This is a genomic window from Chrysosporum bergii ANA360D (assembly GCF_029891735.1).
GTDB lineage: Bacteria > Cyanobacteriota > Cyanobacteriia > Cyanobacteriales > Nostocaceae > Umezakia > Umezakia bergii.
Genome location: NZ_JANQDH010000034.1, coordinates 24,858 through 35,492 on the forward strand (window position 1 = coordinate 24,858; position 10,635 = coordinate 35,492).

Annotated in this window: 11 protein-coding genes; 3 read left to right on the forward strand and 8 right to left on the reverse strand. The window is 40.0% G+C overall.

What is annotated here, in order from left to right; translation table 11 throughout:
* Positions 1 to 97: 97 nt before the first annotated feature.
* From NWP17_RS05170 to NWP17_RS05200, 7 genes are all read right to left on the reverse strand, one after another.
* Positions 98 to 817 carry a DUF5331 domain-containing protein gene (locus NWP17_RS05170; RefSeq protein ID WP_280653846.1) on the reverse strand — a complete coding sequence of 240 codons (720 nt, stop codon included), beginning with the start codon at positions 815 to 817 and terminating at the stop codon, positions 98 to 100.
* A gap of 29 nt (positions 818 to 846) precedes the next feature.
* Complete coding sequence (gene bchL, locus NWP17_RS05175) at positions 847 to 1,713, reverse strand: ferredoxin:protochlorophyllide reductase (ATP-dependent) iron-sulfur ATP-binding protein (protein WP_280653847.1); 867 nt, start codon at positions 1,711 to 1,713, stop codon at positions 847 to 849.
* A 452-nt stretch (positions 1,714 to 2,165) separates the two neighbouring features.
* The gene (locus NWP17_RS05180; protein ID WP_280653848.1) at positions 2,166 to 2,417 is read right to left on the reverse strand and encodes a TIGR02450 family Trp-rich protein; all 252 of its coding nucleotides are present in this window, start codon (positions 2,415 to 2,417) and stop codon (positions 2,166 to 2,168) included.
* A 207-nt stretch (positions 2,418 to 2,624) separates the two neighbouring features.
* Complete coding sequence (ndhO, locus tag NWP17_RS05185) at positions 2,625 to 2,840, reverse strand: NAD(P)H-quinone oxidoreductase subunit O (protein ID WP_280653849.1); 216 nt, start codon at positions 2,838 to 2,840, stop codon at positions 2,625 to 2,627.
* A 107-nt stretch (positions 2,841 to 2,947) separates the two neighbouring features.
* A complete protein-coding gene (locus NWP17_RS05190) occupies positions 2,948 to 3,790 on the reverse strand; it encodes a DNA-formamidopyrimidine glycosylase (protein ID WP_280653850.1) in 843 nt (280 codons plus the stop codon).
* A gap of 91 nt (positions 3,791 to 3,881) precedes the next feature.
* Positions 3,882 to 4,100: a photosystem I reaction center subunit IV gene (locus NWP17_RS05195; RefSeq protein ID WP_280653851.1), complete on the reverse strand. Its 219-nt coding sequence runs from the start codon at positions 4,098 to 4,100 to the stop codon at positions 3,882 to 3,884.
* A 192-nt stretch (positions 4,101 to 4,292) separates the two neighbouring features.
* Positions 4,293 to 4,877, reverse strand: coding sequence for a PAP/fibrillin family protein (locus tag NWP17_RS05200; protein ID WP_280653852.1), 585 nt, complete (start codon positions 4,875 to 4,877; stop codon positions 4,293 to 4,295).
* A gap of 169 nt (positions 4,878 to 5,046) precedes the next feature.
* Between NWP17_RS05200 and NWP17_RS05205 the strand changes: the two genes are divergently transcribed.
* On the forward strand, positions 5,047 to 5,286 hold the full coding sequence (locus NWP17_RS05205; RefSeq protein WP_280653853.1) for a DUF3134 domain-containing protein: 240 nt from the start codon (positions 5,047 to 5,049) through the stop codon (positions 5,284 to 5,286).
* Positions 5,287 to 5,460: 174 nt separating this feature from the next.
* The gene (mraY, locus tag NWP17_RS05210; protein WP_280653854.1) at positions 5,461 to 6,564 is read left to right on the forward strand and encodes a phospho-N-acetylmuramoyl-pentapeptide-transferase; all 1,104 of its coding nucleotides are present in this window, start codon (positions 5,461 to 5,463) and stop codon (positions 6,562 to 6,564) included.
* Positions 6,565 to 6,732: 168 nt separating this feature from the next.
* On the opposite strand, the gene psb28 is transcribed toward mraY, so the two are convergent.
* Positions 6,733 to 7,071 carry a photosystem II reaction center protein Psb28 gene (gene psb28, locus NWP17_RS05215; RefSeq protein WP_280653855.1) on the reverse strand — a complete coding sequence of 113 codons (339 nt, stop codon included), beginning with the start codon at positions 7,069 to 7,071 and terminating at the stop codon, positions 6,733 to 6,735.
* A 264-nt stretch (positions 7,072 to 7,335) separates the two neighbouring features.
* Between psb28 and NWP17_RS05220 the strand changes: the two genes are divergently transcribed.
* Positions 7,336 to 10,581, forward strand: a complete 3,246-nt coding sequence (locus tag NWP17_RS05220; protein WP_280653856.1) for a methyltransferase domain-containing protein — start codon at positions 7,336 to 7,338, stop codon at positions 10,579 to 10,581.
* Positions 10,582 to 10,635: the final 54 nt, after the last annotated feature.

Consider the following 10,635-nt stretch of genomic DNA (forward strand, 5'->3'; position numbering starts at 1 on the left):
AGTTAATGGCGGGTGAATTTAGGGTACAAGGGGGAGATAAGTTTCCCCCTGAGTATCTGAGTTAGCAGTTCCCCTATTCAACAGGAACAGCAACAAATTAAGCGTTGGGGAAGAGACGGGACATTTCCGACTCATCAAAAACCCCTGATGGCAGTTCTTCCCCTAACAAATCGTTGGTTTCTTGGTTTTGTTGGGCTGATTCAGGATTCCAGACATCAGATAATACATCCTTAAACTCGTTCTCGTCTGGTGCATTCAGGTCATCCAGCATTTGCTCATCTAGGCTTTCCACTGACCCGGTTGATGAATCAAAGGAAATATCACCAAAATCATCATCATCGTTATTCAGGGAAAGATCGCCAAAGTCATCAGATCGGCTGACTACGGAAGTTTCCAGATCAGAATCCATCTCAAAGTTATTGGGATAGGGAATGGTTAAAGTTTCGTCTTCAGAACCGTCATCCGGGGTCACTGCTGACTCTTGTGGATTTATTTGTCCTAGTGGTGTTTCTTCTGTTTCTGCCGGAGGAATAAAACGATTACCAAGGGCAATATCTGGGTCAAAATGCAAATCCAAGACTTCGATCAAAGTGTCAGGATCAGAATTCAGCCTTGAGAAAGGCAACATTAATTGTGCCAATTTTGGTTCTAGCGCGTTGACAACCCCCAGGATGAGGTATGAAGATGGTCGCTTCCCGCCATCAGGGGTGTAAACCGAATCTGTCTTCATGTGTAGGAGCAGCCATTCACGGTTTGCCTGAAAGAATTGCAACCACTTTTGTCTGATTGAATTGGTAAAGCTATTGAAGAAAGCCATATTTTTCCTCATCCCAAATATTGATGATCTTATACAATCATCAAGTCTAGTGGTTCTTCAGCATTAGTAACTTGGTGTTTACCCGGATTTAGATAAAAATCAGACAACAAAGAAAACAGTTCACGATCTGGAGCATCTTTTGGTACAACACCTTCTGGACGTGCGAGAATTTGGTCAGCGATGTTGAGGTAATAATCACAAACGTAGCTCAGAGAGGGATCATGTTCTGCCATTTCAAACAAGGTTTTACCTTTGACGCGGGAAATGCGGATGTCTTCTATTAGGGGTAAAACTTCGAGAATTGGCATAGGAACGGATTCCACATACTTCTCGATCAAGTCCCGCTGAGAAGTGCGGTTACCAATTAATCCAGCTAAACGCAAGGGGTGAGTTCGTGCTTTTTCCCGTACTGATGCAGCAATGCGATTGGCTGCAAACAAGGCATCAAAGCCATTGTCAGTCACAATCAAGCAGTAGTCAGCATAGTTGAGTGGGGCTGCAAAACCACCACAAACAACGTCACCCAAGACATCAAACAAAATCACGTCATACTCATCAAAAGCGTTGAGTTCTTTGAGTAGTTTTACTGTTTCTCCTACCACGTACCCACCACAACCAGCGCCAGCAGGGGGTCCGCCAGCTTCTACGCAATCTACACCCCCATAGCCTGGATAAATTACATCTTCTGGCCAAACATCTTCGTAGTGGTAGTCTTTTTGTTGGAGGGTGTCGATAATGGTGGGAATCAAAAAACCTGTGAGGGTGAAAGTGCTGTCGTGTTTGGGGTCACAACCAATTTGCAGAACTTTCTGTCCGCGTTTAGCTAGGGCGACGGATATGTTACAGCTAGTTGTGGATTTACCAATGCCACCTTTTCCATAAACTGCTAATTTCACTGTTGTTTGCCTCTGATAATGTTTTGCTTTCACCGTGATTGCCATTATTGTCGAAACTACAGGGAAAGGAAAGGGGGGGGAAATATGAAAAATCTATTTATTGGTTTTCTTAAGAAGAATATAAGATTTTTAGGGAATAATATCCAACTAAAACGGTTATTTTAGCTGAATAAGCTATTTTTTATTAGTTTTATGTATTTTTTATATAAAAGAGTGACAAAAGACAAAAATAGATATATGTAGTTGTGTATATACTTTAGAGCCATTTAAACTACCGTTTAACCGGGCTGATCCCCAGCTAAATGGGCTGAAATGGAAGGTTGAACACAAAGACTACCTAGGCAATCATAAATAACAATAATAGAATATTGGCACATACAAGGGATTGCCAAGACCATTTGAGTTATGATTTAAGTCTGTTATTAATTTGTTTGTAATAAATTATTAATTTATTAATTTTCCGATTCTACTGGTTGCATTTCTTGGAGAGACTGCCAGCCAGCTTGCCACTGAGATTCATCTTGTAGTAATTTGGCATTTAACCAAAAACGAACACTGGGATCACAGGCGGCGACCATTTCGGCGTATACCCACTTACTCTGATTTTTACGGTTAACTACTTGAAAGTGTCGCCAACCGTCTATTTTGGTCTGTGCTGTCCATTTAGAACCCACTAGGTGAGGAAACCTTTGTTTTTTAGGCATAGAACGTGAAAAATGGGGGTAAAACTCACCATAGCAGTCTTGATGATGAAAATCATGATTTCCTGGACAAAATCTCTTGGGCTTGATTGGCTTGATTAGTATTATTCCGCACAGATTGGGCTAGAGGGAGAATAAGACATAATTATTATGGTCAATCAAACTTTTCCCCTCCCTGGTTGTGTGGGGAGGGAGATGAGGACTGATGTGTTATTTAAATTCTTCTAACTGCTCCAATTTTAACCAAATATTGGGTGTTGGTACTTTGCCAAACTTGACCAAGGCGTAATCACCCTTAATATCTACAATTTCCCCTTGGCTATCAAACAAATAAGCAGGAAAGCGAGGGTCACTAGCTTGAGCTTCTAAACTATTTTCCAATTTTTCGCGCACGGCGCGAACTATATCTCCTTTTTTCACGGACATGAGTTTTCCTGGTAAGTTTATAGTTGCTTATATTGAGAATTTTATCTTGACCCAAGAGGCGGTGGGGCAATTTTTTTGCTCAAAAAATATAACCCCCTGATGGACAACTATTTCTGACAGTGAGAACAAAAATGACTTGAACGCCCGGCTAACTTGATCCGTTCAATTAAATTACCACAGACTCTACAAGGCTGACTAGCACGATTATAAACCCACGCATCATTGCCATAATTGCCATTGATACCTGTAACATTGAGGAAATTACTAAAAGTTGTGCCACCAGCTGCAATACTGGCTGATAAAACTTCAATGATGGCTGTTCTTAAAGATTCAATTTGTTGGCTTTGCAAATCAGCGCAGGGGGTTGTTGGTAATATACGGCTTTTAAACAAGGCTTCATCGGCATAAATATTACCCAATCCAGCAACTATTGACTGATCTAGTAGGGCGGTTTTAATCAAACGACGAGATTTTTGTAGTTGATGTGCTAAATACTCAAGGGTAAATAAGGGCGAAAAAGGGTCTAATGCGAGTTTTGCTAAACCTGTGATGATGGTTTCTACTGGGAGATGAGGGGGAACATACCAGATTTTTCCGAATGTGCGTTGGTCAACAAAGCGTAATTCTTGCTGATGCTGGAAGTATAGTCTGAGTCTAGTATGTTTTTGTAATGGTTGGTCTTGATGTAGCCAGAGTAATTGACCGGTCATTCGCAAATGAACGCCAAGCCAATGGGTCTGGGGTGATGGGGTGAGTTCGGCTAGGAGATATTTACCCCGACGGTGCCAAGTAGCGATCGCACTTCCGGTCAGATGGGGGATAAATTGGTCAACTGAAATGGGGTGGGCGATGGTTCTATTCAGTAACACATCTCCCCCCGTAATCTCTTGGTGCAGGGTGAATTGATTTAGACCCCTGCGGACTATTTCTACTTCAGGCAGTTCAGGCATTTAAGCTAATTAAACAGGCGGATTTTATCTAGTCATTATGACTGGTGACTAATGACTAATGACTAATGTATCCGCTCTGTTGCCTTGCTGCTTATTTTGGCTTTGTGGCTTTGGCTTTGGGTGCTTCTACCTCAAGTAATTCCTCAATGGAAAAGTTATTGGTGTTGATACCAGAGTAGTTGACCTTATCAAACCGGACAATTACTGGGTATTTAATGCCGCTTTGGTCGATGGAAGCCACGGTACCTACTTCCTGAAACCAGTAGGATTCTGGGCGGAGAATACGAACTTTAGAACCACGTTGAACCATGACTATCTTCCTTTTTAATGAATCAATGAAGAATATATCGGGCTAATTGATTTCACTGTACATCCTCAAGGTCTTGTCTAGCAGTTTTGTTAAGTTATTTATCGGGACAAACCAAAATAGGTGTCACACCCTACTTGACAGAAATCGCATCATCGGTTATGCTTTGGGCGCACGTACAAAAAGTAAAAAAAATTATGTTTTGCTCAAAACAAACACACTACCTTCGTTACCCCTGCCAACCCGCAAGTCGCTATCTATATAAGTAATATCTAACCAGCCTTGCTGTTTGTCACTGTTTAAGGGAGTATCAAAAGCCGTAAATTTTTTATGAGCTTCAATTTGCTGAATAAAATCGCGGGGGGAACGGTAATCTATTAAACGTTTTAAACCGATAATAGAGCGCTGAAATTTAACTTGGACGCGTTGTTGGGAAACAGGTTCAAATTTAGCAGCTACACTAACTAATCCTTCTAGAGGGGGTAAGCCGTAAATTTCGGCAATGTTATAAACACTGCTAGTGTTGACCCGGATACACTGATAAATTTGACCCAGTTTACATAAAGGTAGGCGATCTAAGTTTAATAAAGCTTTGCTAGTTGTGTATATTAACCGCCAATCGCCATCAAGCAAACTACTTGCTTCTAAGGGACGAGGGGTGGGGTTCAGGTCTTCCAAGTTGGCGATCGCTGCTAAGATAGCCTGTTTTTGTGATTCACTTGCTAGTAAACCGCGATTTGTGCCAGCCATGGCTTCCATGAGATTTGCTTTGCCAAGCATTGTGAGTACCTCAAAGATGATCAGGATTAAATATTTTATTTAATATTTAATATTTATGTGAGCTTACGGATTAATTAAAGCCTGGTCCGAATGAATAATTAAATTATCCCTTGTCAGTGATAGACTTCTTAATGTCTAGTTGCATAAACGTTTTAGTCGGTTTGTATATATGTTAAATTCTCCCTTAAGCGAACAACCCCGCAACCAACGCGCACCAGTCATTCCATTAAAGCAGGAATCTTCTATGTTGGACTGGTTACAACTTCAAGGTCGCCTTGTGGCGCGTAATGTTCAAGAAGCCGGATTTTCTGAACCAGAAGAGGAAATATCGGATTTTTTGGCTACGGAAGATGGAATGGAGGATTTTGAGATGGATGATGACGGTGAAGTTAGTTTAGAGGAAGACTAACCCACCAGGGCTGAGAATGAGTACTACAGCGCCAAAGTCACATGATAAAAATATATTCTATTCATGTTTGCTGTGCTGTGGTAGTTAAAATTTATTTTTCTCATGGTTGAATTTTAGCTTAATTTTAGCTTAATTTTAGCTTAACTTTAAAAGTGTGGAGTGAAGGGAAATTCTGTGGACGCTAAATTGTCTCCTAACCAAGGATTAAACATTTCTGGTATTAGATTAGCTTCTGGTTTGATGGCGGCCCTGAGTGTGGCAGCACTGATACTAGATTGGCTAAGTAACAGAACACCCTGGCAAAGTATGTCACTGACTTTACCATTGTTGCTGTCGGCGCTGATTTCAGGTGTGATGGGCTTTTTAGTAATACCAATGCTGCAAGCACTGAAAACAGGGCAAGTGATCCGGGAAGATGGACCCCAAGCCCATTTAAAAAAGGCTGGTACTCCTACTATGGGGGGTATATTCTTTGTCCCTGTGGGTGTGGTGACGGGCTGCTTGTTGTCTAATTTTGCCACAGAAGTGCTGGCTGTGTCTGCTTTGACTTTAAGTTATGGGTTGGTGGGCTGGCTGGATGATTGGCAAATTCTGCGGCGCAAATCAAATAAGGGCATATCCCCTAGGATGAAACTGGCTTTGCAAATTGCGTTTGCTGTGATGTTTTGTCTGTGGGTAATGTCTACTGAACATTCTCATTTGACAAGTATTGCCTTACCTTGGGTTAGTTTTGCACTGCCTTTAGGATTTTTATTTTGGCCTTTAGCTGGCTTTGTGTTGGTGGCGGAAAGTAACGCTACTAATTTAACTGATGGTGTGGATGGTTTAGCTGCGGGAACTGTGGCTATTGCTTTACTGGGTTTGGGTGCGGTCATTGCGCCAAGTTACCCTGGATTGATGATCTTTTGTGCTGGATTAAGCGGTGGCTGCTTGGGTTTTTTAGCGCATAACCGCAACCCGGCCCGGGTATTCATGGGTGATACTGGTTCGTTGGCTCTGGGGGGGGCTTTGGCTGCGGTGGCGTTACTAACTAATAGTTTAGTAGTGCTATTTATTCTCAGTGGGGTATTTTTTGTGGAAACTCTTTCTGTAATAGCCCAAGTGAGTTATTACAAGGCTACTAAGGGGGCGGATGGTAAAGGTAAGCGTTTGTTCAAAATGGCTCCTTTACACCATCACCTAGAATTAAGTGGCTGGTCGGAATTGCAGGTTGTAGCGGTATTTTACATTATCGCTGGGATTTTGGCGATTCTTTGTTTAGCGATCGCACGTTTTTAAGATTTTGCCAATTTTTAACAAACTAGTTTAAGAAGCTATCACCCCCTGCTGAGTCTGGGGGTTTTTTCAGCCTTGTAGTCTAGGATGGGAATGTAGAGACAACTGATGAATTGCCCCTACAAAAGTGCTATGGGACACACATTTGCACTGTGTCAATATCCACAGTATCTATTCAGATTTGTTAAATTCCAAATCATTTTGTTCTGCATATCGTTCCATGAAGCGCATAAAGCGATCCCATTCTGCGGCGGATTTCATTAGATGAAGTGCTTCTAGGGCTTCTGGTTTACCGTTAATAAACTTACCTTTTACTTCGCGGGTAACTATTTCTCCTTCTTCGTCAATTAAATACATCCCGGTAATATCTTCGGTGCTACCTTGTGCTAATATTTGGGGGTTTTTAAAGATAAATGTTGCTGTACCACTGTCGCCACTGCGCGATCGCGTTAAGCGTACCTCTGGAATTACTTTTTCGTCAATACCTCTAGAAAACTGGATTTTGACCATGATCTGTGTATTTAAAGTTTTGTAATGGGTTGATTTACTATTCTCTCATTTTTCGGTCAATGCTGAAAGCCCTGTGGTTGAGATTTTATGAAAAACTTTTTATCTGTAGCCTAGATGATATTTTTTGTGAACTTGTGGGTATTCTAAATAGTGATATGAAACTAATTAATTTAAATTTATACTTGATACTCCTCACATCTAAAAGCCGGGGGATTATTGAATAGTCCACAAACGAACCGTCAAAAATCACAACATAAGGTTTATATGAATAGCAATACTGATATAAAAAACAAACTACAGGAATGCCAACAGGATAACGATAATTGGCAATTAACCACACCAGTGGCTTTAATCATATTTAACCGACCAGAAACCACGGCCAAGGTATTTGCAGCCATTCGCCAAGCAAAACCGCCTAAGTTATTAGTTATCGCCGATGGACCGAGACTTAATCACCCAGGGGAAGCAGAACAATGTGCCGCAGCCAGAGCCATAATTAATCAAGTTGATTGGCAGTGTGAGGTATTAACTAACTACTCTGATGTAAATTTAGGTTGTCGTCAAAGAGTTAGTAGTGGTTTAGACTGGGTGTTTGACCAGGTAGAAACAGCAATTATATTAGAAGATGACTGTTTGCCCCATCATAGTTTTTTCCGATACTGTCAGGAATTGTTAATAAAATATGATGATGAACAGCGCATTATGATGATTTCTGGTGATAACTTCCAATTTGGACGTAATCCAACAGAATATAGTTATTACTTCTCTCGTTATGTTCATTGTTGGGGTTGGGCAACTTGGCGCAGGGCTTGGAAAAAGTATGATGATTCCATGGAGCTATGGCCAGAGTTAAAAAATCATGGTTGGTTACATGATTTACTGTCCCACCAGCAAGCTGCTGATTTTTGGTCAGGAGTGTTTCAAGCTACCTATAACAAGTCAAACCCGTGGGATCTTGTCTGGGAATACACCCTTTGGCTGAATCATGGCTTAACTATCTTACCCCAGGTTAACTTGGTTTCTAATCTTGGGTTCGGTTCTGGCACTCATACAACAATGAAGGATAGCCCCTTGGCTAATATGGCGGTGGAACCCATGAATTTTCCCATGCAACATCCTCCAATCATCGAGAGACATATTGCGGCTGATGACTTTACTGAACAAACACAATACAGTGGCACTAGAACCACCAAAACACCAACAAAACCTGTCTGGCTCTCACCAAAATGTAAAATTTGCCATTCGGACTCTCATTATTTTGCCACTGCCAAAGTGTTGCAAAAATATGATGTAAATTATTTTCAATGTTCTAACTGTGGTTTCGTACAAACAGAACAGCCCTACTGGTTACAAGAAGCTTATTCTCAGGCGATCGCTATTAGTGATGTTGGCTTAGTGTATCGTAATAATATAATGGCAGATATTACTGGGAAATTGTTGTTCAAGTATTTTAATCATGAAGCTAAGTTTCTAGATTATGGAGGGGGATATGGGCTATTTGTCCGGTTAATGAGAGATAAAGGCTTTGATTTTTACTGGTTTGATAGGTTTTGTCAAAATATATTTGCCCAGGAATTTGAATTACAGGAAAATGCTCAAGCCAATTTAGAAGTAATTACTGCTTTTGAGTTATTTGAACATTTAACTAATCCTAGGCAAGAAGTCAAAGAAATTATTGATTTATGTCCTAATATATTATTTAGTACAGAGTTATTACCAGAAGATAATCCCAGACCAGGCCAGTGGTGGTATTACGCTCCCCATGAAGGACAACACATTTCAATATATACGCGCAAATCCTTAGAAATATTAGCAAGTAATTACCATCTGAAACTATATACTAATGGCAAGTCTTTACACTTATTGACGGAAAGAGAAAATTTACCCCAAGATATGTTTGTAAAATTAACGAACAATAAATTGCGCCCTCCTGAAAAACAATCACTATTGATGCGTGATTTTAATCAAGTCATTAATAAAAAAAATCTCAACACTCAAGTGTTAAATATTACTAAATCGATTAAGTCGATAAACATTACACAAATTAAACAACCAATAATAATTATTGATGGAGTATTTTTTCAATTATATAATACAGGAATTGCCAGGGTATGGCGCAGTTTATTAGCACAATGGGCAAGCAGTGAATTTGCCGGGCATATATTAGTTTTAGACAGAGCCAATACTGCACCCCAAATTAATGGTATTCGTTATCGAAGTATTCCAGCCTACGATTATAACAATACTGAAGCTGATAAACAAATGTTGCAAAAAATATGTGCAGAAGAACAAGGGAAATTATTTATTTCTACCTACTATACCACTCCCATGGAAACCACTTCGGTATTTATGGCCTATGATATGATTCCCGAGGTATTAGGGAGCAATTTAAATGAACATATGTGGCTTGAAAAACATCATGCCATAAAACACGCATCAGCCTATATTTCTATATCAGAAAACACAGGTCAAGACCTAAACAAATGTTTTCCTGATATACCTTTAGAATCAATTACCATTGCTCACTGTGGCGTAGATCCTGTTTTCTCTCCTGCTGCTGAAAATGAAATTAATAGTTTTAAACATAAGTATGGCATCAACAAACCTTATTTTCTACTGGGTGCTTTACAGGGATATAAAAATTCAATTTTATTTTTTCAAGCCTTCAGTCAATTAACCAATAAGCAAAGTTTTGATATTGTAGCTACCGGTGCTGGTAGCCAGTTACCTCAAGAATGGCGACAATATACAGCAGGGTGTACTTTTCATGGATTGCAATTAACTGATGAAGAATTAAGATTAGCTTATGCAGGCGCAGTGGCTTTAGTTTACCCATCTAAATATGAAGGTTTTGGACTCCCGGTTTTAGAAGCATTAGCTTGTGGCTGTCCTGTTATTACCTGTCCTAATGCTTCTATTCCAGAAGTAGCAGGGGAAGCGGCAATATATGTCAATGATGATGATGTCACTGGATTAGCTGAGGCTTTATGTGAAGTACAAAAACCAACAGTGAGAAATACTTTAATTAATGCAGGTTTAGACCAGTGTAAAAAGTTTTCTTGGATAAAAATGGCGGAGATTATTAGTCAAGCTTTAGTTGATGCAACCTTGCTATTTTTGAATCTGAGAGAAATTAACTATATCATTTTCCCTGACTGGACGCAACCGGAGGACAAAGTGGGTTTAGAGTTACAGGGGGTAATACAAACATTAGCCACTCATCCTGAACATGAAAAAATTACCCTAATTATTAACGCACGTAACATTGCTGCTGAGGATGCAGAAATGTTTTTAGCCAGTGTAGTAATGAATTTGCTGATGGAGAGCGTAGATATTAATAATACCATAAATATCTCTATTATGGATGAGTTAGGAGATATCCAATGGCAATCTTTATTACCTCGAATTTACGGGAGATTAATTCTTGATAATGAGGATGAAGTAGCTTTAGATCAACTGTCAGGTAGCAAGTTAGAAAGTTATCAATTGGATAGCTTGGCTCAAATGTGACCGGATGTTTTAATTAGGGATCAGGTGTACTATAATTAAATTTCCCACTTGTCA

Bases quoted from the DNA above. Each gene is read 5' to 3' on its own strand.
- NWP17_RS05170 (WP_280653846.1), bottom strand. From the start codon at position 817: ATGGCTTTCTTCAATAGCTTTACCAATTCAATCAGACAAAAGTGGTTG.
- NWP17_RS05180 (WP_280653848.1), bottom strand. From the start codon at position 2,417: ATGCCTAAAAAACAAAGGTTTCCTCACCTAGTGGGTTCTAAATGGACA.
- ndhO (WP_280653849.1), bottom strand. From the start codon at position 2,840: ATGTCCGTGAAAAAAGGAGATATAGTTCGCGCCGTGCGCGAAAAATTG.
- NWP17_RS05190 (WP_280653850.1), bottom strand. From the start codon at position 3,790: ATGCCTGAACTGCCTGAAGTAGAAATAGTCCGCAGGGGTCTAAATCAA.
- NWP17_RS05195 (WP_280653851.1), bottom strand. From the start codon at position 4,100: ATGGTTCAACGTGGTTCTAAAGTTCGTATTCTCCGCCCAGAATCCTAC.
- NWP17_RS05200 (WP_280653852.1), bottom strand. From the start codon at position 4,877: ATGCTTGGCAAAGCAAATCTCATGGAAGCCATGGCTGGCACAAATCGC.
- NWP17_RS05205 (WP_280653853.1), top strand. From the start codon at position 5,047: ATGTTAAATTCTCCCTTAAGCGAACAACCCCGCAACCAACGCGCACCA.
- psb28 (WP_280653855.1), bottom strand. From the start codon at position 7,071: ATGGTCAAAATCCAGTTTTCTAGAGGTATTGACGAAAAAGTAATTCCA.
- NWP17_RS05220 (WP_280653856.1), top strand. From the start codon at position 7,336: ATGAATAGCAATACTGATATAAAAAACAAACTACAGGAATGCCAACAG.